Below are 23,641 nucleotides of genomic sequence, written 5' to 3'. Positions count from 1 at the left end.
ACTTAAATTTTCGGGATAGATAGACCAGGTTCTATTACAGTAACTGACCCAGTTAGACCTGGCGGCGTTCAAACAAACTCTGTTCCTAGCTATGCAGTTAAAAAAGCTTTAAAATGGGCGATTAATAACACTACTACCATAACTAATTTTGTAGGTAAAACTTTAGGGAAAGACGCAGCTGTTAAAGTAGGAAATTTAATGCATACTTACGTTAAACCTGCTTTAAGAAAATTAGAAAGTGTGGAAAATTTAACCTATGGTAAGATAGAAGATGCTGTTTATCAAGCATTAAAAAAACCTCTAGGAAAAACCACAGCTAGAATTGTAGCCTCCGTAATTAGAGAAGCTATTGAATTTTTGGCTCCAGTGTAAGACACATAGGTAGGGAGGGGAAGTATGAATGAAAGAATTAGAGGATAGAATTAAACATATTGAAGAAGAAATTGAACAAATTAACAGACTTGATAAAGAAACATATCAATTAACACAAAAACTGGGTAAAGTAATGAAACTATTGGTTGAACTTGTTGAAACAAACAAACATATTGATAAAAATGATATAGACTATGTTCTTTTAAAATTAAATATTGATGCAACTAAGTATCATGAATTACCCTTATTAGTCAGTAAAACAGAAAGAATGTATAGAAAAACTGGTGAATTTCCAAATCTTCAGGAGTTTCATCAGTATGTCATTGAAACACTTTCTCTCACTGATGAAGACAAACAAAGTTTTCCAATTGAAGTTACTGAAAACCTATTAAAAAAATTTGCAAAAGATGAAGATAACCTTTTTCCAGTATGCAAAAAGATTCTTTCAACAAAATAATAAAAGAGCACACTCGTCCGAGTCGAATTTTGGTTAACTAAAACTGTTTTCCGAGCAATAATTAAAGGTGGAATTTCAAATGGAGCGACATACTTATGTTCTTTGTTTGGTGGAATTGGTGGAGCAGTTGCAGGAGCTATCGTAGGGGCTATTTTATCTGAATATGTAACTGGCGTCCCAGTATAGAAAGTATAAATATAGTAAATATTCTATAATCTTGCCCCAATTGGGGGAGAAATGATTATACTGGATCAAGTCCGGATGACACAGAGTATGACGAGAGTGGACAAATGGGTGGATAACGGACCTATGGTGTCCTTTTGGGGAGCACTGAAATGTGAGAAGTATTATTTACACGAGTACGAAACGTTTGAAGAACTATCCCAGGCGATCGATGAGTACATCCATTTTATAATCATCATCGTTATCAAAAACGATTAAACGGCCTAGCCCTATGGAATATAGAGCTAAAGCCGTTTAGATCATGTTTTATTATTTCCACTGTCTACTTGACAGGGGGCAGTTCACTTCTTGAGACTATCCTCTTCTTTGACCTATTCGATGACTGATCGTGCTCGCGGAGCGAAAATCTATGAACGATATACGGTTGAAGTGGAAGAAGAAGGTAAGCCTAAATCTTCTCCGTTTGTTGCAATTACATTTTTGTACCAGAAGAACGATTTTTTTCTCCTGCGTTCAAGTGTCCCTGAACCATCGTTATGTCTATCAACGTAGATAAAACCGTAGCGTTTTTTCATCTCACCGGTTGACGCACTGACAATATCGATCGGTCCCCAGGAAGTATACCCGATAATCTCTACTCCGTCTTTGATTGCTTCTTTCAGCTCAGCAATATGACGTCTTAAATAATCGATGCGATAATCATCGTTAATTTCGCCGTTTTCATCCGGAACATCGTTAGCTCCTAGACCATTTTCTACGACGAACAGTGGTTTTTGATAGCGGTCATAGAGTTGGTTGGCTGTGATGCGCAAACCTTTAGGATCGATTGTCCACCCCCACTCTGATTTTGCGACATATGGATTTGAAACACTTCCGAACACGTTTCCGCTTGTCATATTTTTAACTACTTCAGGATCGGTGCTTGTTGTGCGGCTTGAATAATAGCTGAATCCAATATAATCAACCGTTCCTTCTTTCAGGATCTCCTCATCTCCCGGCTCCATTTGGATTTTCAGACCGTTGTCTTCGAAGAAACGTTTGGCATAGCCAGGATATGCTCCGCGGGACTGCACGTCGATGAAAAAGAAGGACTCTCTGTCTTTTTTCATTGCCTGGAATACGTCCTCTGGATTGCATGTGTAAGGATAAAACGTTCCAGCAGCCAGCATGCATCCGATTTTAAATTCCGGGTTGATTTCATGGCCGGCTTTAACAGCTAACGCGCTGGCAAGCAATTGATGGTGTGCCGCTTGGTATTTTATTTGTTCGATGTTATCTCCTTCTCTAAATACAAGACCGGCTCCTAAAAACGGAAGGTGCAGTAGCATATTAATCTCATTGAACGTTATCCAGTATTTTACCTTGTTTTTGTATCGATTAAATACGGTTTTCGCGTATTTTTCAAACAGTGTTACAAGTTTCCGATTACGCCAAGAACCGTACTTTTCAATCAGTGCAACTGGCACATCAAAATGTGCAAGTGTTACGACCGGCTCTATGTTATGTTTTATGAGTTCGTCAAATAAATTGTCATAAAATTGAAGTCCTTTTTCGTTCGGCGTTTCTTCTTCCCCAGTTGGGAAAATCCGGCTCCATGCAATTGATAAACGAAAAGCTTTGAATCCCATTTCTGCAAAAAGGGCGATGTCCTCTTTGTATCGATGATAAAAATCAATCGCTTCGTGGGATGGGTAAAATTCCCCTTCAAGTGGTTTTAATGACGGAACGTTCCCTTTCATAATGTCTCTTCTTTTGGCGCCTATCGGTAATAGGTCGACGTTTGTCAGCCCTTTTCCATCTTCAAGATAGGCTCCTTCTGCTTGGTTAGCCGCAATCGCTCCACCCCATAAAAAACCTTTCGGAAACGTCATAAACTATTCCTCCTCATTTGAATGAGATATGGTTTCGAGTTTAAATCGAAACCATATCTATGGATTAGACTACTAGAGTTAAAACGGTTTCGCTTTGCTTGACTGTTTCTTTTGTTACTGGTATTACTTCTTTGTAATTTGTTATATTTGTAACAATCACAGGTGTTACAACTTGGTAACCAGCTTCTTTAATTTTATCAATGTCAAATTCAATAAGTAAGTCGCCCACTTTCACCCTATCACCTTGTTTGACGTGACAAGTGAAGAATTGACCATCCAGTTTAACGGTATCAATTCCGACATGGATTAGGATTTCCGCCCCAGAATCGGATACTAGACCAATCGCATGTTTTGTATTAAAAACGGCTGTTACTGTTCCGTTTACAGGTGATACCACACGTCCTATTGTCGGCTCAATCGCAATTCCTTTACCCATCGCTTCTGAAGTGAATACCACATCGGGTACGTCTTTTAATTGAACCACTTTACCTTCCAGCGGACTTGCAATTTCTTCATTTTTTACTTGCTCTATCTCCTCTACTGGATCTTCAAATCCTAAAATGTAAGTCAATACAGCTGATAGTACGAATGTTACAGTAACAGCTGCTAATAATCCGTAGAACGCTTTCATGTCTTCACCAATGAATACCGGAAGGGTTAAAAGTCCAGGTGCACCAGGTGCTACCGCTACGCTTCCAAAGTATCCAATCATACCACCGCCCACTGCAGCTGAGATAACCGCAGCGATAAATGGACGCTTAAAACGCAGTGTTACACCGTATACAGCAGGCTCTGTAATGCCGAATAAAGCAGTTACAGTAGTGGAAGCTGCTAATGCACGCAATTTTTTATTTTTTGTTTTTAGCATTACACCAAGGGAAGCTCCCGCCTGTGAGAAAACAGATGGTGCTGTAGCTGGCTTAATATAGTCAATTCCTTTTGTTGCGATATTATTGATAAAGATCGGAACAATGCCCCAGTGTATTCCCAATATAACAAGAACTTGCCAGGAAGCACCAATAACTGCTCCTGCGATAATTGGATTTAAATTCAATAATGCTAAGATAAGATCAGCTGCTTTTTCTCCTGCTATTACACCAAGCGGACCGATTACAATTAGTGTAAGCGGAACGATTAAAACTAGACTAAGCAATGGTGTTAAGAAATTTTTAACGCTTTCATGAATCACTTTGTTGAAGAATTTTTCTACATAACTCATAAGCCATACTGCTACAATGATCGGAATAACAGTGGATGAATAGCTCATTAATGTAAATGGAATTCCGAAGAATTCGATTCCGCCTTCAGGCGGTGTTGTTCTCATTGTTACAATTGTTGGATAAATTAGTGCTCCAGCTGCAGTCATTGCAACAAAAGGATTTGACCCAAATTTACGAGCGGATGTTACTGCAAGCAACAATGGCAAGAAGTAGAACAAACTGTCAGCAATTGCGTCTAAAATAATATAAGTGCTCTCTGTAGGAACTAACCATCCAACTTTTGTTACAATGGCTAGCAATCCTTTTAAAATACCTGCTCCTGCCATGACCCCAAGAAGCGGTGCAAAAATACTCGAAATTACATCGACTAGTCGACTAAAAATATTTCCTTTCCTTTCTCCAGTATTCGTTACCTTTTGGGCATCACTCGTTAAATTGGAGATTTTTCCGATTTCTGCATAAACTTCAGGGACCGTATTTCCAATAACGACTTGAAACTGCCCTCCGCTTTCTTTCACTGTAATAACTCCTGGTGTGTTCTCTAATTTTTCTTTGTTTGCTTTTGCGTTGTCTTTTAAGACAAAACGTAGTCTTGTCGCGCAGTGTACAAGGGATACAACGTTTTCTTCACCACCAACAAGCTCTAAAATTTCTTTTGCTAATTTTTCATGGCTCATAGCCGACACCTCCCTAAATGTTGGATATTGCAATTAAATGTTAATTATTGTAAAAATCTTGTCCTCCACAATGGGCGTTTTTCGTTTCTTCTCAACACGTATCGACACGCCTTATACAAATTATTTAGGAAGCGGTCTCAAATAAGCGTGTTTTATTAGCGACTCCCCCCTTATGTTCATGAATGAAATAAAAAAACCTAAATTGCCCGCCATAAGCGCAGAAAGACTGCGGCATACGGCAGACAATTTAGGTTTTGCCTGCATGACCAGTAACAATCCTAATTGTCCGATTTGTATTCATTTTCTGACACCATTCTAGCATCCGCTTTCATACCTTGTCAATCTAAAATGGATAATGAAATTAATGGCGCCGAATTTTGCAGCACACAGTTCTTTCTTTATTGTTCGTTTGACGCTTGCATTTTTACTAGAAAGTATGTTTTTTTGTCAAAACAAATAGAGGCCCAAAAAGCCAACTTTCAATGACTTTTGGGCCAGCTCCATTATTTCAATGCTTGCTGCAAAAACTCAGGAAGCTTAAAGCACCCTTCGAGAATGGCTTGATTTACATATTTTGTATCTTTCGAAAAATTGTTCGACTTTACATCTTCATATTTTTTCGATCCGATTGTAAAGCTCCATAGTCCTCCCGGATATGTAGGAACAACAGCTGTGTATAGTTTTGTAATCGGGAATAAAGATTGAATATGGCTATAAGACCGTTTTAAAACATCCAAGTGGAAAACAGGCGATTGACTTTGGCATACCATGAGGCCATCGTCTTTTAACGCTTTATATAGGTTGGTATAAAAATCTTTTGAAAACAGCTGTTCTGCCGGTCCAATCGGGTCAGAAGAGTCAACAATGATCACATCGTATTCATTTTGTTTGTTTTCTACATATTTCACGCCGTCAATAAATAAGAAATTTACGCGCGGGTCGCTTAAGTTTCCTGACACTTCAGGCAGATGCTCCTTGCATGCGGAAACGACAAGCTCGTCAATTTCCACCATATCGATTTCCTTCACTGAATCATATTTGCATACTTCTCTGGCAACACCGCAGTCTCCGCCGCCGATGATCAGCACTTTTTCCGGATTTGGGTGGAGATTGAGCGGGATATGGGAAATCATTTCATTATATATATGCCCATCAATAGAAGTGGTTTGCACAACACCATCTAGCACTAGCATGCGGCCAAAATCATACGAATCCAATACCATAACATGTTGAAAAGGGGATTGCTTTGAAAAAAGCACTTCTTTGATTCTATAGCTGATTTTTAAATTTTCTCTTTCATCTTCTGTTAACCATAAATCGCCGTTTATTGTTTGCAAATATTGATTGTCCATCTGCAGGCCCTCCTTGTGCTCAAAAATTCCTTACTTATTGTAACAAGTTTGTTATGAAAAGTGAATGAAGCAGACAAGTTTGTCAATAAGGAAAAAATCAAATATGATAAAAAAAGCAAGATCATTATCTTTCAATAAGGAGCGATAGGAGTTGAATATACCGGTCTCAAGCATAATAGGCAAAATGGAGGAGGAACTGAAAAAGGCAAAGGCAGCAGGAACACCTCATGATCTAAAAGCCCGGCTTCTTGTCATCCGTTCTTTATGTGATGTTATTTTGGATCAACAAGAGGAAAATTATGATTTTTCAGCTATTCAAGAGCCAAAAAGCGAAAGTGAAATAACTCCATTAGAGCTGGAAAAAATGATCGGAAATGCAAACAGCAAAACGCTGACAATGAAAGAACGTTTGTTGGTCGAAGACGATGCAAATGGAGAATCTATTTTTGATTTCTAACAAAATCTTGTCATCTGTAAAATCTTCATTTAAAAAAAATGGACGATAAGGTAAGATGAAGGGAAAAAGGGGTGAAGATGATGAAAATATTTTTCATTCTTGGAGCCGTCGGTGCTTTTTTGTCTGTAGCTTTAGGAGCATTCGGCGCCCATGGTTTGGAAGGGAAAATTCCGCAAAAATATTTGGAGACATGGCAAACAGGTGTACAATATCAAATGTTCCATTCGATTGGCCTTTTTGTCACGGCTCTGTTTTTGCAGCAGCATCCGCAGGCAGGCTATGCAAATTGGGCCGGGTGGCTTATGCTCATCGGTATTCTCCTGTTTTCCGGAAGCCTGTATATATTAAGTGTGACGCAGATCAAAGTGTTAGGTGCAATTACGCCGCTTGGAGGCATTTCATTTTTAATTGCGTGGGTTCTTCTTGCTGTTGCTGCAGTTAAATATATGTAAATATAAACGTCTGTCTACTATATCGGGACAGGCGTTTTTTTTGTGCAAAGAAATGAAAGGGTGACCTTCTTAACCGATTCAAAGGTCATAGCCAGAGCTTCATCCAAAAATGTGTCCCGTTCATTTTGGCTCCTAGCTTCCTAATGATAGAAGATTCAGTGTGAATGCAATGTTTTTTGTTCAACATACTGTCAAAAAGTACTATGGAAAATGTGATTTTTTTCACAGATTGACTAACGTAAGCTAAACTACAATTTTTTTAAAAGAAGAAAAGGTGGTGTTATGGGTGGCAAAAGAATTCATCTCCGATAAAAAAGAGCAGGAAATTGCTCAAAAGAAAGAATATTCGTTATTTGGCACTTTTTTATCTGTTCTTATGCTGGCTCTTTTTTTAATACTTTCTTGGTTTGGAGTTTACTACTTATTTATTCAACGATTATAAAGGAGGGGGATCATCTTGCATTTGCACAAACTTGAAAAGGTTTGGCTATTAATAGGTATAGGTACGCTTGTGATGTTTTTAACAATCGTGGGCATCAGTGCATTTGCACAAGGTCATCATCCGCCGAGTGATCTGACCACATTGGATCCGCAAAAAGTAGACACCACAGAGCCGTTTAATCAACCAGGCTTAAAGAAAATTGGAGACAACGAATACGAACTTGTTATAGTTTCTCAAGCTTTTGCCTTTATGCCGAATGACATAAAAATACCGGAGGGAGCAAAAGTTCATATTATCGTGACAAGCAAAGATGTTGTTCATGGCCTTGAAATCGTTGGCACAAATGTCAACATGATGGTGACCCCGGGACATGTGAATTCGCTTACACATACATTCCATAAACCCGGCAGCTATTTAATAATTTGCAACGAATATTGCGGTACTGGGCACCAAATGATGAGCACGAAAATTGAGGTGACAAAAGCATGAAAAATACAGCGCTTCACCCAAACGATGGAAAGCTGGCGCTCGCCCATATTGCAGTTGGTTATATTGCATTGTTTTTAGGAGCGATTGCCGGGTTATTGCAGGCTTTTGTTAGAAGCGGAACGCTTGAGCTTCCGGCAGGGATCGGGTATTATCAGCTTTTGACTGCTCATGGCGTTTTGTTGGCACTTGTTTTTACAACATTTTTTATCATTGGTTTTTTATATGCTTCCATGAGTCGGACGACAGGTGATTTAACTCCGTTTGCCAAAAAGTCGGCTTGGATCGGCTTTTGGCTTATGACGATTGGAACAGCGATTACAACGGTTATGATCTTATTAAATAAAGCGACCGTTCTATACACTTTTTATGCACCACTTAAAGCATCGCCATGGTTTTATATCGGTCTGACGCTTGTTGTAGTCGGCAGCTGGGTAAGCGGAGCTGGCATGTTTAGCCAATACGCTGTCTGGAAAAAGAAAAATGAAGGAAAACCGTCTCCTCTATTAAGCTTTATGGCAGTTGCCACAATGATTTTATGGATCATAGCAACATTGGGCGTAGCAGTAACGGTATTATTCCAGTTTATTCCTTGGTCCTTCGGGTTAGTCGATAAAATCAATGTGCTGTTAAGCAGAACACTTTTTTGGTATTTTGGCCATCCATTAGTGTATTTCTGGTTATTGCCTGCCTATATGTGCTGGTACGTCATCATTCCAAAAATAATAGGCGGGAAAATTTTCAGCGATTCGCTTGCAAGACTGGCGTTTGTACTGTTTGTTCTTTTTTCCATCCCAGTCGGCTTCCATCATCAAATACTAGAGTCTGGGATCACTCCGTTTTGGAAGTTTTTGCAAATTGTGTTGACGTTTATGGTCATTGTTCCATCTTTAATGACAGCTTTCGCTTTGTTTGCAACATTTGAAATAAGCGGAAGAGAAAAAGGGGCCAGCGGACTGTTTGGCTGGGTGAAAAAACTTCCGTGGACAGATGTTCGCTTTTTTGCACCGTTTATGGGAATGCTCGTTTTTATTCCTGGCGGAGCAGGCGGAATCATTAATGCAAGTAACCAAATGAACCAAGTCGTTCATAACACTTTATGGGTAACAGGACATTTCCATTTAACAGTGGCCACCACTGTAGCGTTGACGTTTTTTGGTATTTCTTATTGGTTGGTTCCTCATTTAACAGGCAGAACGTTAACACCGCGATTAAATAAATTAGGGATCATTCAAACCGTTTTCTGGTGCATCGGTATGTTCCTAATGTCAGGAGCCATGCATACAGTTGGTTTGTTTGGAGCTCCTCGGCGGACCGCTTATACAACATATGGAGACCATCCGCAGGCGTTGGAATGGATGTCTTATCAAACTATCATGGCAGTTGGTGGAGCCATCTTATTCGTTGCCATTTTGATGATTCTTTATATTGTTATAAATTTGGCAGTGGCTGCTCCAAAAGGAACGGAAGAATTTCCAGTTGGTGAAGTTCATGAAGATGCGGAAAAAACGCCATTGCTTCTAGAAAATTGGAAAATTTGGATCGGCCTGTCTGTTGTGCTAATTGTAATCGCTTATACAGTACCGGTCATCGATATCATTGAAAATGCACCAAGTTCACCGGGATTTAAATTCTGGTAGAAGAAACTGGGCGTGGAATTTTCACGCCCGGTTTTTTTTATGTGCGCCCGGCATGTACATGAACTATAGGGTGTAAGTCCCGAACCCCGAAGACAGAAGTAGAGGTTAGCTCAACGAAAGGGTGTCCGTGGTGACGCGGAATCTGAAGGAAGCTGGAGGCAAAACACCGGTCCGAGGAACACGAACCTCATATAAGGCTAGGTATGATTGAGTGAGTTTGCATAACAAAACAAAGCTCTTTCTGTCGAAGGTCATATCGAGTAAATGAGGCGGATAGATGGTGTGAAAGTGCATGTACTTACCCGGGGAGGTCTGGCGGATATGTGAAGTACTCTTCATAACCTACTTAGTGATAAGTAGCTGAACCGTCAGAAGTCAGCAGAGGTCATAGTATTAGTTGGTCTAGAACAACTAAGAAGGACCGAACAATTAAGAGAGAATAGCCCTTGGCATTCAGTGAGTCATGATGAACACAGAAAACGTAGTACCTCACTTGAGGGAGGAAGCGGTGAATCCCGTGGGAGACCTCTTGGAGGGTGGAGTGACCACTGGCATAAAGAGAACAGCTATTCACGGAAGTTATAAAGACTTGCGTCAATTATCTTAATTGAACCACCGTATACGGAACCGTACGTACGGTGGTGTGAGAGGACGGGAGTTAATCGCTCCCTCCTACTCGATTGCTATGGATGCGGAAAATGCCCTAGATGAAATGGGGGAGGTAATCGGAGCTTTTTTCAGAATCTCGATTATGCGTTTTAAGTCGAAGGGAAAATAAAAAAGCTTAATTGGTCGTTTTTGAAAGTTTTCTAGTTAAGATCAAAATGAAAATAAAAGCTCATAGAAAAGCTGAACAACCTTGCTTCATTAAAGAAGCAAGGATGCTTAGACTTTTGTCTATTTGACAAGAACTAGACAAGAGGGCAGGGTATTGATCAAGAAATTGTAAGCGTCTTGCAGCATTCCTACCGGCCTCTCTCTGTCTAGCGTTTTTCTTATCTTGGTGGATAAGAAGCGAGACTTTGAGGGGATGTATATACGATTTCCTCATCGAAAGTGACGTAATTCAAAAAAACCATCAGCAATAAATATCGCCTTCCTGTTTGCGGGTCCCTTAAAATGAGATGATCTCTTCCGGCAGCTTCAATGACGCCGCGAAATACTTTCGCCGGCCATTCAGGATTGTTTTCAAAGGTCATGTATACGGTGGCCAATTTCCCTTTATTTAAGCGCAAAATGTTTTCGACATAGGATTCTTCAAGCGGAAGCATTCCGGGTACAGCTTGACCGCTGGTGCCGCTTGGTTGAGCTGAGGGAGGGGCGCCGATAACAGACCCGCTGGGCGCGTAAAATCCGTACGGATAGGTTGGCTGTACAGGAGTAACTGCAGGAACTGGATACCCCTGCTGCTGCCGTTGGTTCTGTTTTTTATTGCTCATGTTCAACCTCCTAAAATCTATATACGCTTGGGCAAACAGATTGTGCAGGACTATAAAAACAATGGGATTTATATCGTCCTGAGTTATATTGGTTATACCATGTAGCAGGGCAATCGCCATATGGCTTAAAAAACCACAAAGCATGTTCTGCAGGACTGTAGCGGTTTCCTTTCAAAACTTTTCTTGCTAAGTTTATTTCATTTTGCCTTGCAGCCTGATAAAAATATCCTTTCTGTGTGGCTTCGAAGCCTCCGGGGCTTTGAAACACCATACTGCGAACGGTGCGTATATCCTTAAAGTCTAAACAATCTGCAAGGACACGGTTGACACCGACATTGCCTACAAGAAGCATGCCTAAATCTCCGTCTCCTTCTGCTTCAGCTCTCATCAATCTGGCCAATAGCTTTACATCTTCTTCAGTATGTGGGAATTACAGCCATTTTTTCACCTGCCTTTTTTTAAAAGACATTGCCTAAATAGTAATCTTTCATTCCAATGTATGACGACGAAGTCTTTTTTATGACATTCGGAAAAAAATCTCATTCCGACATCATTTGTTCTGTAAAAGAAAAAAAGAAGCTTATAAAGTATGAGGGGCTGTCTAATAAGTCGATTTTCCGGCTTATAGACTCCCCTTTAATGTTTTAGAAACACTGATATATCAATGCTTATGATGTTTTATTTTCAGTGGATTTTGACTGGACAGCCCCATATTTTGAGAAGTGGCATGAATGGCAGCATATGTATTCATCCATGACGCTTGGCATGGTGCATGGTGTTGGGAAAAGTCACCCTCTCGCCCATTCTTTCCATTGAAATTTTTCTTCAAATCTCCCGTACTTTTATTTTTTGCATGTGAAGAAAGAGATAAATCGTGATTTATTACACTTCCTGTATAGTATGACATTTTTTCTTGCACATTAAGCATGCAGCTAGATTGCTTGCTTACTATTGGTAGGTCTTCAGCAGAAAAAACCAGTACTGAAAGCAGTACTGGTTTATACATGTAAAAATGCTGCAATTTTTTCAGGATGCAAAATGTTGCCGACAAAGAAAGAGCCAAATTCGCCGTATCTGGCGCTTACTTCATCAAAACGCATTTCATATACGAGCTTTTTAAACTGCAAAACATCATCAGAGAAGAGCGTGACGCCCCATTCCCAGTCATCAAATCCGACAGAACCGGTAATAATTTGTTTTACTTTATCTCCGTACTTGCGGCCGATAAGTCCGTGGCTTCTCATGAGGCTCCGGCGCTCTTCCATCGGCAGCATATACCAATTGTCATTGCCTTGACGGCGTTTATCCATCGGATAGAAGCAAACATATTTTGATTTCGGCAAAATAGGATATAGTCTAGATCGGATATATGGATTTTGATACGGATCTTCATCATTTCCGCCGCCTACGTAGCTGCTCAATTCCACAACGGAAACATATGAATAGGCAGGGCTTGTATATTCAGCCAGTTTTGTTTTATTAAATTCCGTTTCAATCTCATTCAATTCTTCCATCGTTGGCCGGAGAATCATGATCATCAAATCTGCTTTTTGTCCAACGATCGTATATAAAGCGTGGCTGCCTTGTTGGTCTTTTTCCACTGCACTCCATTTTTCTAACAAATTCAGAAATTCATGAATAGCTTCCTGGCGTTCATCGCTAGATAAAGTTTTCCAAGCGCTCCAATCGATCGAGCGGAAATCGTGCAAACAATACCAACCATCGAGCGTTTCAACGGCTTCATTTGAACGAACTTCTTCACTCATTTTCGTCACCTCTCATATTGGCTATGTACAAGTTTACTATACCACAGTTTAGGGGAGAATATCCGGGTAAAACAGTATGACAATTATGTGACAGAATAAAAAAAGTGCCGTTGAAAGCGCTATGACGAAATATTTCAATTTTAAATTTAAGAGCAAGTGGGGTATGCTAAAAGTAAATGGAACAATTCATGATAAACAAGAATGTTTTAAATTTAAGGAGGCTGACTTTGTTTTGGCAGACATTTTTGCAGCATTGAAAAATAAAATATCGGGAAAAAATATTAAAATTGTTTTTCCTGAAGGATTGGATGAGCGAATTTTAACAGCAGTTTCCCGATTAACAGGGGAAAATTTGTTACAGCCCATTTTAATTGGGGATGAAACAGAAATTGAAGAAAAAGCAAAGAGTTTAAATATTTCTGTTGCAGGTGCAAAAATATATAATCCTGCCAATTACAGTGGAATAGAAGAGCTTGTTCAAAGCTTTGTTGAACGCCGTAATGGAAAGGTGACAGAAGAAGAAGCACGGAAGCTTCTTTTGGATGAAAATTATTTTGGCACGATGCTTGTTTATAAAGGGGAAGCGGACGGGCTTGTGAGCGGTGCGGCACATTCAACTGCAGATACAGTGCGGCCGGCTCTTCAAATCATTAAAACGAAACAAAACGTGAAAAAAACATCAGGCGTATTCGTCATGGTTCGTGGTGAGGAAAAATATATATTTGCTGATTGCGCGATCAACATCGCTCCAACCAGTCAGGAGTTAGCAGAGATCGCTATTGAAAGCGCGAAAACGGCAAAAATGTTTGATATCGACCCTCGCGTTGCTATGCTCAGCTTCTCGACAAAAGGTTCAGCAACATCCCCAGAAACAGAAAAAGTGGCAAAAGCAGTTGAATTGGCAAAAGAAATGGCTCCGGACTTAATATTGGACGGAGAGTTTCAATTTGATGCAGCTTTCGTCCCGTCTGTTGCGGAAAAGAAAGCGCCGGGATCTGTAATTAAAGGCGATGCCAATGTATTTATATTCCCGAGCCTTGAAGCTGGAAACATCGGCTATAAAATTGCACAGAGACTTGGAAACTTTGAAGCGATCGGACCGATTCTCCAAGGATTGAATTCTCCAGTGAACGATCTATCTCGCGGCTGCAACGCTGAAGATGTATATAAATTAGCGATAATCACAGCCCTTCAGGCGCTTGCATAAACAAAAAGCAGGGAATTTTCCATCAAAAATTCCCTGCTTTTCACATTTTTTGTTGAATCAACAACACCTTCCGCTTCTAAACAGAAAGGCTTTGCTTTAATTCATCGCTTGAGCGCTCCCACATGCCTTCATCATGGTTTCGAAGAAAATCGGAAAGAACTTTTTTCGAGCTTTCATCCATGTGGTCGACAATGATGTTCCGTTTTAGCGATTTATCCATGCGGTTTACGTGTTCAGGCAATGATTTATAACCTCGTCTTGCCTCGCGATCAACAGTCATATAACAGGCAGCAACCCCGGCATAATATGGCCCATCTTCTTTTCTGTCAATTGTTACCCATACAAGCCAATACGGTTTTCCGTTCGGAACGTCTTCTTTCACATGAGTAAATTTAATGCCGCGTTCTACCTGGCTTCTTGCATGCATTGCGCCGATATCTACAAATGCCGTTTTTTCCTCGATGTCAATGAAGACAGGGGAAACATTTTCCAGGCTAAGGGTGCCTGCTCCAAAGCCGCGATGGCCGTCAGTTGGATCGTTTTTAATAATTTGGAACTCGACCTTTTTCTTTTTTTCTGTCATGTAAACATCCCTCCCTTTAAAAGAACGGTTGTAAAACGAAATGAAAAAGAGTGATAACGGCTCGGCTTCCCCAATTAAATATCGGATGAATAATATATTGATCCAAAGGGGTGATAACAATAATTAAAAAAATAAGCACTCCGTAATTTTCATATTGAGTAAGCTTGGCGCGGATGTCCGGCGGGGCTAAATCTTCAATGATGCGATAACCGTCAAGCGGCGGAAACGGCAATAAATTAAAGATAAACAACATAATATTTAATGATATAAGAATATTAAAAAATTGTTCAACCATTCTGGCTCCATCATAAGATAAGCCAGCAAATAATCCAAACGAAAAGAAAAAGTTCAGCAGCAAAAAAGCGAGAAAGGCAATGAATAAATTGCTCAATGGACCAGCTACAGATACTAATACCCCGGATAAGCGGGGATTTTTAAAATAGAAACGATTCACCGGAACGGGTTTTGCCCAACCAAACCCTGCCAAAAATATTAAAAGAGTACCGATCGGATCTAAATGGGAGATCGGATTAAGGGTCAGCCTCCCTTGATTTTTCGCTGTCGGATCTCCGAACTTATAGGCAACAAATGCATGTGAAAATTCATGGATAGTGAAGCCGACGATCAAAGCAATAATGACAAACGGTATAACTTCCAAATCGTAATATAAAAACGGCAAAAATGCGCCCTCCTATTCTAACAATTTCCTTTGCTTACAGTATACTATAAAAAGGTTGAAATACATAAAAAGGATTTTCTTCATTTTTTCAGGGGAAAATTCAGCTGATTTTTGCACTGAATTTGCGATCTTGCAATCGTTGAATAAATTGATAAGCTTCCTCCACTTCCTCATCCGTATAACGCTGCTTTTTTTTGAGCGTGAATACTTTTTCCTTCACTTCTTCCTTGTCCAAATGATCAAAATATAAAATGGTTGATACAAGTTCTAAAAAACGTGCTGATTGGGCGTTTAATTCATTTATGCAATTCTGCAGTTCGGGCATGTCCAAATCGTAATGGCTTAAAAATTCCTGCCCCGACTTTGTAAGGGAATATTTGTATTGATAATAGCCGCCTTTTTTTTCTTTTACTTCATTGATAAAGCCCATGTTGCAAAGCTCTTCAATGCGAAGCGTCAGCTCTTCTGAATACGGCCCGTAAAAATGGAATTCGTATTTTTCATAAAAGGGATAATTAAGTTTTTTTGCTATAAATATAATTTTTTGCAGTTTTTTTCGTCCGATGATCTCTTTCGAAGCGGACAGCACTTTCATTAATTTTGCGTGTTCGGTTAACACACCCTTCATCTCCTCACCTACAGAATAAATCCATCTTTGTCAGTTAGCTGCAAAATTTCTAAAATTTGTTTTTTCAAGTTTCGTTTCTCCGAGAAATCTTTTAAAAAATCAAGAGGAAAATATAATTTATGATCCGTTCTCCGCTTTCCGGTAATGGCGTCCACAATTTCCGACTCTCTTGAAAGCTCCCGTATTTCCCCGTTTGGCATGAGCAAATGGATCGGCAGCCGTTCTTCTTCCTCGCCCGGTCGGTAAAAATCGTACGGAAGATCTGAAGACGAGTCGACAACAAGATAATATTCCGGATCAATGCCTGCTTTTTTGAACAAATTCGTTAGTTCAATCAGCTTCATCAATTGTTCATTGGACGGTTGAAACTCCACATATTTAAACAGGCGCCTGTTTATAAATCTGTTGCACAGATCGCTTAAAATCGGATCCTTTTCCTTTTGCCATTCTTGGAAATAATAAAGGATGATGGATTCGTCTAATTTTAAATAATCTTCGACTGTAACATCTCCTTTGAAAATCGAATAAAAATGGACTGGATCTGCTTGGAATGAATAATTATTTTCATACAGAGCTTTTGCTCGATGGAGAATTTTGGACAAAATGACTTCAGCGCTTCTCGTTACGGGATGAAAATATACTTGCCAGTACATTTGATATCGGCTCATAATATAATCTTCGACAGCATGCATGCCGCTGTATTTAATGACGACTTGATCCTCTCTCGGCCTCATCACGCGCAAAATGCGTTCCATGTCAAAATGACCGTACTGAACGCCTGTGTAAAAAGCATCTCGTTGCAAATAATCCATTCGGTCGGCGTCAATTTGGCTGGAAATTAAGCTGATAACCTGCTTATTTTTGTATGTTTTCGCAATGACCTCTGCCACTTTTTTCGGGAATTCCGCCCCTGCATTTGAGAGAACACGGTTTATTTCTGTATTTCCTAAAATAATGGCTTGGGTAAAATCTTCGTGATCCAGATGGAAGACCTTTTCAAACGAATGAGAAAAGGGACCGTGTCCGACATCGTGCAAAAGGGCAGCGCATAAGCTTAGCAGCCTCTCATCTTCGTTCCATTCCGGTCTCCCGCGAAATACGTCATCAACAATTCGGCGGACGATCTCATAAACGCCTAAAGAGTGGTTGAATCGGCTATGCTCCGCACCGTGAAAAGTTAAAAAAGTTGTCCCGAGCTGGCGGATGCGGCGCAGCCGTTGAAATTCTTTTGTCCCGATCAAATCCCAAATGATTTTATCGCGAACGTGGATGTAACGGTGAACCGGGTCTTTAAAAACTTTTTCTTCTGGCAGCTTTTCACTTGCATAGGTCATTTTCTTCCCTCTTCCGTTTTGACATGATTATATTATAACTTGTTTAAATTCAGGTGAACACCTCGTTTTTCAAAGTGCGGCTCTAAACAGACACAAAGGAATGTCGTTCAACAACCTTAAATAAAAAACCGCCTCAGGAAGCAATCATTCCTTAAAAGGCGGTTTCTTATTTTTTAAGCTTTGCTTTCACTTTTTCTATTAACTCTTCTTCCGTTAACGCAGCGACCGGACGGTTGTTCACAAATACAAACGTTTTCTTTCTTCCGGGCCCGCAGTACGATTGGCAGCCGATTTCAATTTTGCAATCGGGATCCAAATTCTTTAATTTCGGAATAAGCGATTTTAAATTTGGCGCTTTACAATCGTCGCATACACGGAACTCATTTGCCATCCTTTTGAACAATCCTTTCTTTATGAATAAGCACTATCGGGTAGTATACCTTGTCTTTTTTTTGAAATCAAGTACAGCGCTTTTCTGTAAAAATCTACTATCCTTGTATATATTTTTAATCTTTTGGGAAAAATGATGCTAGAACAAATAGTATTATTCAAGAATAAGGGAGTTGAGAGTGAATGAAAACAAGACAGGATGCTTGGACAGAAGAAAACGATCTGCTATTAGCAGAAACCGTTTTGCGGCATGTCCGTGAAGGAAGCACGCAATTAAACGCTTTTGAAGAAGTTGGTGATAAGCTGAACCGCACGTCGGCCGCCTGTGGCTTCCGCTGGAACGCCGTTGTGCGCCATAAGTATGAAAAAGCTTTGCAGCTTGCAAAAAAACAGAGAAAGCAGAAAATGAGAGCGCTTGGGAAAGGCCAGACTGCAAAGAAGCGATTGCTTTATACGCCGCCTGAAGCGTCGCCTGGTGATTTTACTGAAGTAAATGCGGTGCAAAATTCAAAGAATTATAATCATCCAGAGCTCGCAGCCAATTCAAAAGTGGAGCTGACAATGGATAGTGTAATTGAATTTTTAAGAACTTACCAAGGGAACAGTGAACATATCGAGGCTTTGCAGCAAGAAAACGAGCGTTTGAAAAAAGAAAATGAAGAACTGATTAAGAAAAACGAAGAGTTGGAGAAGAAGGTTGCCAAGCTTGAGGAAGAATCGAAAACAGTTCAAGAAGACTATGAAACACTTATGAAGATTATGAACCGCGCTCGAAAGCTAGTTCTCTTTGAGGAAGAAGAACGTCCGACAACAACGTTTAAAATGGATCGAAACGGCAATCTGGAAAAAATGGCGGAATAGCGGAAGACGCTCCGCCTGCGTCTTTTAAAGGACAAAGGGCGGCAGCCTGATCTTATTCAATATTATTTTGAATAATAGCCATACAAAAAATAAAAAGGGATTGCGGCATTAGCCGCAACGTCCGAAAGTAGCAGGCATTCGCCGGCTACTTTCAAACAAACATACGAAATCAAGTAGAGAAACGGTTTATTTTTCTCTGCTTGATTTATTTTTTAGGCACTTATTTAGTGTTTATTGTTGGATAAAAAGGTCAAACACAAACCCGTAATCTTTTAAATTGTATTGCTTTTTCGCATTCATCAGCCAATTGAACGCAATATCGTTAATTTCTTTAAATTGCTCGGAAATATTGCTTTCATTAATGCGGTTGTTGGTGAATACAGAGGCGGCCATTTGCAGGCTTTGTTTTGCATACTCCATATAATTGTCATGATCGTTTGAAATTTCTTCTATTTTAATCAACGCTTTATACAAATCTTTTAGCTCTTCTAGATGTTTTTTATGAACATCAATGGAAAAAGACGTGTTTCCGATTTGGAATTTGATTTCTACATCTAAATCAATAGTCCCTGCCGTTTCAAGCACAACGTTTGAAATGCGGTGGGCATAGTAGTCATACCGCTTTAAAGTGCGTTTTTTGCTGACAGCGCTAGTGCCGTCAACGTGGATTAACGCTTTGTTTGTGAAACAATACTCGTCGGTTTTCGACTTAATGAGGAAGTAGATTTTTTCCCCATCCTCATGCATGACATAATCATCCGCGTCCACTTTATCATAATCCTCCGGCTTGATCACCGTGCCGATATCACTTAATCCTAAAACATCAGAAGCTACTTTTTTAAACATAACATTCTCCCTTCCCGATTTACATATTAGGCAAAAATTTTTCATTCCGCTCTATCATTCTTATGAAGTTTGCTTCATACAATTCCAGTTCAAAGTCGGTTAAATTGGAGGAATAAATGCGGCCGCTCAAATGTTGTAAAGCTGCAAAAAGGTGGTGCACCACATCCTGGACGGTTAACTTCACCTTTAATAATTCATGTAAAGACGCCATCGTGCTCGGATTTACGTTTGGGTACTTGAAATGTTCGGCTTCTCCTTTTGCTGCCTTGTCATAAAACTGTTTAATCACGTTTGCGCGCGCTGCTCCGCTTCCTGTGATGCATAAATAAATTTGAACCGCTACGCCTCTCTTAAGACGGCGCTGAGAAATGCCGGCAAATTTTTTGCCGTGAATGCTGAGGTCGTAGCTCCCGGGACAATATGAACCGACAATTTCTCCTGCTTCGACTTCTGCACCATACGGTTTCAAGATGAAACAGATTAAATCCTTCATTGCATCATAACCACGGTTAATGTCAATTCCTTTTTCCTTTTCCGGTAAAATGATCGATACGTTTAAAATCCCTTCATCCAAAACAACAGCCAACCCGCCGGAATTTCGAACGATGACTTTATATCCTTGTTTTTTTAAAAAATCTACTCCATCTTTTAAAAACGGGGCTCTTGTATCTTGAATGCCGAGAACAATCGTATCATGATGCACCCAAGTGCGGACTGTCGCGGGGGACATGCCACTCCCGACTGTCGTGCACAACGTATCATCGTAAGCGAATGATTGCTTGGCATCAAAAAAGAGTCCTAAGCTTGAATGATCGATGATTCTCCATTCCGGCTGTTTTAATAATTCGTTCATTGCTGTGATAATCCTTTCAGTCGTGTGTTTTTAAGCATGAAAAGGATAGTAGAAATCGGCTATTTCGTTTATGTTTCCTCAGATTCTTCGCTGAAGTTTTCGAAAAATATAAGAGCTGTAACATATATGTAATCGGTCGATTTCTACAAGGACTGGTCTCTTGTTATGACATCTGAAATATATATCGTCCTTTTTTATAGTATATCACAGGAGCTGCATCTTCTTTGAAAAATAAATAAGGGCTTGCGTCAAGACTATGCGCAAACCCTTATTTTGCCTATATGTCTAAAACCACGGCATGAGCCTTCTCCATAATGGTTCATCCTTTTTTTTCCGCCCGCTGTTTTTCGGCTCTTCCATATTGTCGAGGTGCTCCATGCAATATTTTGTTGGTTCCGTGCCTTTCACATAATACGCAAGGCGGGAGACGGGACATTCTTTCGTCGCTAAAAGCCCGTTTTCCGGATTGACATAAACGCCGACAACTCCTTCAGGCGGCTTAAATTGTTTTACAGGTTCATGTTTCAACGCTTCTTCCATAAAGCCGGCCCAAATTTTTTTCGAATAGGCGCGTTCCTCGACCATGTCAATCGTCTTTCCTTTGTCATAACCTGTCCATACACCTGCTACGAGCTGCGGGGCAAATCCGATCATCCAGCTGTCAGTCTTTGTCGTCCCGGATTTCCCAGCAAAAGGCCTTGATAGTTGATCGATAATGTTTTCCCCTGTAACAGTTGTATAACTGTTTAGCTTTCGATCAAACATGCCGGTCATTAAATGTGCGGTGATAAAGGCTGTTTGTTCATTTAGAATTTGTTCCTTTTCAACATTTGCCTCATATAAGACTTTTCCATTTTTATCAATGATTTTACGGACAAATATCGGTTTTATTTTTTGACCGCCGTTCGCTAAAATGCCGTAAGCGTTCATGAGATCGAGCGGCCTTACGGGAGAAGTTCCTAAAGCTAGCGACGGAACCATTTTAAAATTTTCTCCGATTCCAAAAAGCTTTCCCATTTTTATTAATTGATCCATACCGATAAACATATGGGTTTTAACAGCATAAATATTGTCGGACAAAGCAAGGGCTTCTATTAATGTAATTTCATCATTTGCGTAGTAGCCATTGTAGTTGCCTGGGGAATACGTGTTTGTTCCATTTTGAAAATGGAACGTTGTCGGCTCGCTTTTCAGCGTTGTGGACGGCGTAAATCCATTTTCCAAGGCTGCATAATATAGAAACGGCTTAATCGTTGAACCAGGCTGACGTTTTGCCTGAGTCATGCGGTTAAAAGGGCTCTCTTTATAATTCCGTCCGCCGATTAGAGCTTTTACCTCGCCTGTTTTCGGATCGATTGCCGAGAAGGCAACTTGGATATCCGAGTCTTTCCTCATGACTTTTTCTACGGTCGATTCAGCAATTTTTTGCAGATTTGGATCAAGAGTAGTAAAAATTTTCAGACCGGCTGTTTCAATTAATTGGTGGTCCTGCAATATTTCTTTTACTTCTTTCATAACCTCATCTTGAAAATAGGGGGCAAACTCTTCTGTTTTGGTGTTTTCGTTCGTTTTGAACGTTAATTTTTCCTTTGCAGCCAGTTCACTTTCTTTTTTTGTAATTAACCCTTGTTTGACCATTGTCTGCAAAATCATCTCTTGTCTTTTTTTTGATAGATCATAGTTCACCATCGGTGAATAGGAGTACGGTCCTTTCGGAATGCCGGCAAGTAGAGCGGCTTCGGCGAGCGTCAAGTCCTTTGCCTTTTTGTCGAAGTAATAACGGGAGGCCGCCTCGACCCCGTAGGCTCCGTGTCCATAATATATTGTATTTAAATAGCCTTCTAAAATTTTTTCTTTCGAGTAGTTCATCTCGAGCCGAATGGTATAAAAAGCTTCTGTCATTTTCCGAGCCCACGTTTTTTCAAATCCAAGATATAAATTTCTTGCGTATTGCTGGGTGATTGTGCTGGCTCCCTGCACCTTTGCCATCGCTTTGAGATCGGCAACGGCAGCACCTGCTATTCGTTTAAAATCAAAACCGTGATGATCATAAAAATTTTTGTCCTCAATAGCGATTGTCGCATTGATTAAATAGGGTGAAATTTCATCAAGTTCCACCCAAAAACGGCGGCCGCCGTGATGCTCCTCACCGATTTTCGTTCCGTTGCTTGCGTACAATACAGATGATTGCGGCACAACAATGGAAGGAGCGCCTTGTACTTTAGCCGCAATCAAAACAACCGCAATACAAATAGCTGCCGCAGCAAAAACAAAAAAATGAATAAAAAATAATGCCCGGATTGTTTTGATGGTAAGACGAATGCCTTTTGGCGTCATCGCTTCCATTTCCATCACCTCTTAAGCCCGTTCGTTTTGTTATTCAGTATGAGGTGATTCGCAAGTTTTTAAACTTCCACCTATGAAAAATGAAATTTATTCTTTGCAATTTTGATAGATTCCACTATACTTTTTTTGAGGTTTACGTGTTGTCTGTTCAAATTAGGGAAAGATATTGGAAAAACATATGAAAGGAAGATTAAATCTTGGGAGGACTTTGGTATACAGAAAAACAGACAGAACATTTCGGGATTACGATGAAAATTAAACGCACTTTACATACAGAACAGACCGAATTCCAAAAATTGGAGGTAGTGGAGACAGAAGAATTCGGTAACATGCTTTTCTTGGATGGAATGGTAATGACATCGCAAAAAGACGAATTTGTCTACCATGAAATGATGGCCCATGTACCGTTGTTTACTCATCCGAAGCCAGAATATGTGCTAGTTGTCGGAGGAGGAGACGGAGGCGTTATCCGTGAAGTGCTGAAGCATCCAAGTGTAAAAAAAGTAACACTTGCAGAAATTGACGGCAAAGTGATCGAGTATTCAAAAAAATACTTGCCGGAAATTGCCGGAAAACTAGATGATCCACGCGTTGAAGTGAAAGTTGGCGACGGCTTTATGCACATTGCAAAAAGCGAAAATCAATATGACTGCATTATGGTTGATTCAACCGAGCCTGTCGGTCCTGCGGTCAATCTCTTTACAAAAGGGTTTTATGCAGGAATATCCAAAGCTTTGAAGGAGGACGGCGTTTTTGTCGCGCAAACGGATAATCCTTGGTTTAAGGCAGATTTGATAAAAAATGTCTATCATGATGTGAAAGAGATTTTCCCGATTACAAGGCTATATACTGCAAACATCCCGACATATCCTAGCGGGCTGTGGACGTTCACGATCGGATCGAAGAAATATGATCCAATTGAGGTAAGTGACGATCGTTTCTTTGACTTGGATTCTAAATATTACACGAAAGAAATTCATAAAGCTGCATTCGCTTTACCGAAGTTTGTTTCCGAAATAATTAAATAGCCTTTAGGAAAACTGAACAAAAAGCGAATAGCATGATACAGTTTAGGGGCTGTCCAGAAAGGCAAATCCCCA

26 protein-coding genes are annotated in these 23,641 nt (G+C 40.1%); 11 read left to right on the top strand and 15 right to left on the bottom strand.

The genetic code is table 11. The annotated features are described in order from the left end of the window. The first annotated feature begins 198 nt into the window (after window positions 1–198). From NSR00_RS12220 to NSR00_RS12210, 3 genes are all read left to right on the top strand, one after another. Window positions 199–372 (top strand): hypothetical protein, encoded by a 174-nt coding sequence (locus NSR00_RS12220; protein ID WP_161939832.1) that lies wholly within the window; start codon window positions 199–201, stop codon window positions 370–372. A gap of 28 nt (window positions 373–400) precedes the next feature. Then, window positions 401–829 carry a hypothetical protein gene (locus tag NSR00_RS12215; RefSeq protein WP_340789051.1) on the top strand — a complete coding sequence of 143 codons (429 nt, stop codon included), beginning with the start codon at window positions 401–403 and terminating at the stop codon, window positions 827–829. Between the two features lie 237 nt (window positions 830–1,066). After that, complete coding sequence (locus tag NSR00_RS12210; protein ID WP_340789047.1) at window positions 1,067–1,270, top strand: IS3 family transposase; 204 nt, start codon at window positions 1,067–1,069, stop codon at window positions 1,268–1,270. Window positions 1,271–1,419: 149 nt separating this feature from the next. On the opposite strand, the gene NSR00_RS12205 is transcribed toward NSR00_RS12210, so the two are convergent. From NSR00_RS12205 to speE (NSR00_RS12195), 3 genes are all read right to left on the bottom strand, one after another. Beyond that, window positions 1,420–2,883: a 6-phospho-beta-glucosidase gene (locus NSR00_RS12205; protein WP_340789045.1), complete on the bottom strand. Its 1,464-nt coding sequence runs from the start codon at window positions 2,881–2,883 to the stop codon at window positions 1,420–1,422. 64 nt (window positions 2,884–2,947) lie between these two features. Then, window positions 2,948–4,780: a PTS beta-glucoside transporter subunit IIBCA gene (locus NSR00_RS12200; protein WP_340789042.1), complete on the bottom strand. Its 1,833-nt coding sequence runs from the start codon at window positions 4,778–4,780 to the stop codon at window positions 2,948–2,950. A 503-nt stretch (window positions 4,781–5,283) separates the two neighbouring features. Next, window positions 5,284–6,132, bottom strand: a complete 849-nt coding sequence (speE, locus tag NSR00_RS12195; RefSeq protein ID WP_340789040.1) for a polyamine aminopropyltransferase — start codon at window positions 6,130–6,132, stop codon at window positions 5,284–5,286. 151 nt (window positions 6,133–6,283) lie between these two features. Here speE (NSR00_RS12195) and NSR00_RS12190 point away from each other — a divergent pair, with 151 nt between their 5' ends. The 5 genes from NSR00_RS12190 to NSR00_RS12170 all read left to right on the top strand — a co-directional run bounded on the left by NSR00_RS12190 (window position 6,284) and on the right by NSR00_RS12170 (window position 9,609). Further along, entirely contained in the window at window positions 6,284–6,589 is a 306-nt protein-coding gene (locus NSR00_RS12190) for a YwdI family protein (RefSeq protein ID WP_063389064.1), read from the top strand. 80 nt (window positions 6,590–6,669) lie between these two features. After that, window positions 6,670–7,041, top strand: coding sequence for a DUF423 domain-containing protein (locus tag NSR00_RS12185; protein ID WP_063389063.1), 372 nt, complete (start codon window positions 6,670–6,672; stop codon window positions 7,039–7,041). A 286-nt stretch (window positions 7,042–7,327) separates the two neighbouring features. After that, window positions 7,328–7,483: a cytochrome c oxidase subunit 2A gene (locus NSR00_RS12180; protein ID WP_117016867.1), complete on the top strand. Its 156-nt coding sequence runs from the start codon at window positions 7,328–7,330 to the stop codon at window positions 7,481–7,483. A gap of 15 nt (window positions 7,484–7,498) precedes the next feature. Further along, window positions 7,499–7,972 carry a cytochrome c oxidase subunit II gene (locus tag NSR00_RS12175; protein ID WP_094244737.1) on the top strand — a complete coding sequence of 158 codons (474 nt, stop codon included), beginning with the start codon at window positions 7,499–7,501 and terminating at the stop codon, window positions 7,970–7,972. Beyond that, window positions 7,969–9,609: a b(o/a)3-type cytochrome-c oxidase subunit 1 gene (locus tag NSR00_RS12170; RefSeq protein ID WP_063389061.1), complete on the top strand. Its 1,641-nt coding sequence runs from the start codon at window positions 7,969–7,971 to the stop codon at window positions 9,607–9,609. The genes NSR00_RS12175 and NSR00_RS12170 overlap by 4 nt, the downstream gene beginning before the upstream one ends. 995 nt (window positions 9,610–10,604) lie before the next feature. Here the strand turns inward: NSR00_RS12170 and gerQ are convergent. The 4 genes from gerQ to hemQ all read right to left on the bottom strand — a co-directional run bounded on the left by gerQ (window position 10,605) and on the right by hemQ (window position 12,814). Further along, window positions 10,605–11,048 carry a spore coat protein GerQ gene (gerQ, locus tag NSR00_RS12165; RefSeq protein WP_340789036.1) on the bottom strand — a complete coding sequence of 148 codons (444 nt, stop codon included), beginning with the start codon at window positions 11,046–11,048 and terminating at the stop codon, window positions 10,605–10,607. A gap of 10 nt (window positions 11,049–11,058) precedes the next feature. Next, the gene (locus tag NSR00_RS12160; RefSeq protein WP_340789251.1) at window positions 11,059–11,436 is read right to left on the bottom strand and encodes a cell wall hydrolase; all 378 of its coding nucleotides are present in this window, start codon (window positions 11,434–11,436) and stop codon (window positions 11,059–11,061) included. A gap of 273 nt (window positions 11,437–11,709) precedes the next feature. Beyond that, complete coding sequence (locus NSR00_RS12155; RefSeq protein ID WP_340789033.1) at window positions 11,710–12,054, bottom strand: hypothetical protein; 345 nt, start codon at window positions 12,052–12,054, stop codon at window positions 11,710–11,712. Beyond that, window positions 12,047–12,814: a hydrogen peroxide-dependent heme synthase gene (hemQ, locus tag NSR00_RS12150; protein ID WP_063389059.1), complete on the bottom strand. Its 768-nt coding sequence runs from the start codon at window positions 12,812–12,814 to the stop codon at window positions 12,047–12,049. The genes NSR00_RS12155 and hemQ overlap by 8 nt, the downstream gene beginning before the upstream one ends. A 232-nt stretch (window positions 12,815–13,046) precedes the next feature. Between hemQ and pta the strand changes: the two genes are divergently transcribed. Next, on the top strand, window positions 13,047–14,021 hold the full coding sequence (pta, locus tag NSR00_RS12145; RefSeq protein ID WP_340789028.1) for a phosphate acetyltransferase: 975 nt from the start codon (window positions 13,047–13,049) through the stop codon (window positions 14,019–14,021). Window positions 14,022–14,097: 76 nt separating this feature from the next. Here pta and NSR00_RS12140 read toward each other — a convergent pair whose 3' ends face one another. The 5 genes from NSR00_RS12140 to NSR00_RS12120 all read right to left on the bottom strand — a co-directional run bounded on the left by NSR00_RS12140 (window position 14,098) and on the right by NSR00_RS12120 (window position 17,636). Continuing rightward, a complete protein-coding gene (locus NSR00_RS12140) occupies window positions 14,098–14,604 on the bottom strand; it encodes a YwhD family protein (protein WP_063389058.1) in 507 nt (168 codons plus the stop codon). Between the two features lie 16 nt (window positions 14,605–14,620). Further along, window positions 14,621–15,283, bottom strand: a complete 663-nt coding sequence (locus tag NSR00_RS12135; protein ID WP_144597598.1) for a site-2 protease family protein — start codon at window positions 15,281–15,283, stop codon at window positions 14,621–14,623. A gap of 100 nt (window positions 15,284–15,383) precedes the next feature. Next, complete coding sequence (locus NSR00_RS12130; protein WP_339210662.1) at window positions 15,384–15,902, bottom strand: YwgA family protein; 519 nt, start codon at window positions 15,900–15,902, stop codon at window positions 15,384–15,386. Window positions 15,903–15,919: 17 nt separating this feature from the next. After that, entirely contained in the window at window positions 15,920–17,245 is a 1,326-nt protein-coding gene (locus tag NSR00_RS12125) for an HD domain-containing protein (RefSeq protein ID WP_063389055.1), read from the bottom strand. Window positions 17,246–17,411: 166 nt separating this feature from the next. Next, the gene (locus NSR00_RS12120) at window positions 17,412–17,636 is read right to left on the bottom strand and encodes a DUF1450 domain-containing protein (protein WP_094244732.1); all 225 of its coding nucleotides are present in this window, start codon (window positions 17,634–17,636) and stop codon (window positions 17,412–17,414) included. Window positions 17,637–17,818: 182 nt separating this feature from the next. Here NSR00_RS12120 and NSR00_RS12115 point away from each other — a divergent pair, with 182 nt between their 5' ends. Further along, window positions 17,819–18,496 (top strand): RsfA family transcriptional regulator, encoded by a 678-nt coding sequence (locus NSR00_RS12115; RefSeq protein ID WP_066251351.1) that lies wholly within the window; start codon window positions 17,819–17,821, stop codon window positions 18,494–18,496. Between the two features lie 231 nt (window positions 18,497–18,727). Here NSR00_RS12115 and NSR00_RS12110 read toward each other — a convergent pair whose 3' ends face one another. The 3 genes from NSR00_RS12110 to NSR00_RS12100 all read right to left on the bottom strand — a co-directional run bounded on the left by NSR00_RS12110 (window position 18,728) and on the right by NSR00_RS12100 (window position 22,541). Further along, window positions 18,728–19,342 (bottom strand): PH domain-containing protein, encoded by a 615-nt coding sequence (locus tag NSR00_RS12110; RefSeq protein ID WP_340789026.1) that lies wholly within the window; start codon window positions 19,340–19,342, stop codon window positions 18,728–18,730. 19 nt (window positions 19,343–19,361) lie between these two features. Continuing rightward, window positions 19,362–20,195 carry a lipoate--protein ligase family protein gene (locus NSR00_RS12105; RefSeq protein ID WP_340789024.1) on the bottom strand — a complete coding sequence of 278 codons (834 nt, stop codon included), beginning with the start codon at window positions 20,193–20,195 and terminating at the stop codon, window positions 19,362–19,364. 285 nt (window positions 20,196–20,480) lie between these two features. Then, a complete protein-coding gene (locus NSR00_RS12100) occupies window positions 20,481–22,541 on the bottom strand; it encodes a transglycosylase domain-containing protein (protein ID WP_340789022.1) in 2,061 nt (686 codons plus the stop codon). A gap of 197 nt (window positions 22,542–22,738) precedes the next feature. On the opposite strand from NSR00_RS12100, the gene speE (NSR00_RS12095) reads away from it, so the two are divergent. Next, window positions 22,739–23,569, top strand: coding sequence for a polyamine aminopropyltransferase (gene speE, locus NSR00_RS12095; protein ID WP_340789019.1), 831 nt, complete (start codon window positions 22,739–22,741; stop codon window positions 23,567–23,569). The last annotated feature ends 72 nt before the right edge of the window (window positions 23,570–23,641 follow it).

The organism is Aeribacillus sp. FSL K6-8394, assembly GCF_038008865.1.
Taxonomy (GTDB): domain Bacteria; phylum Bacillota; class Bacilli; order Bacillales; family Aeribacillaceae; genus Aeribacillus; species Aeribacillus composti.
This window is presented reverse-complemented; position numbering and strand designations above follow the sequence as displayed.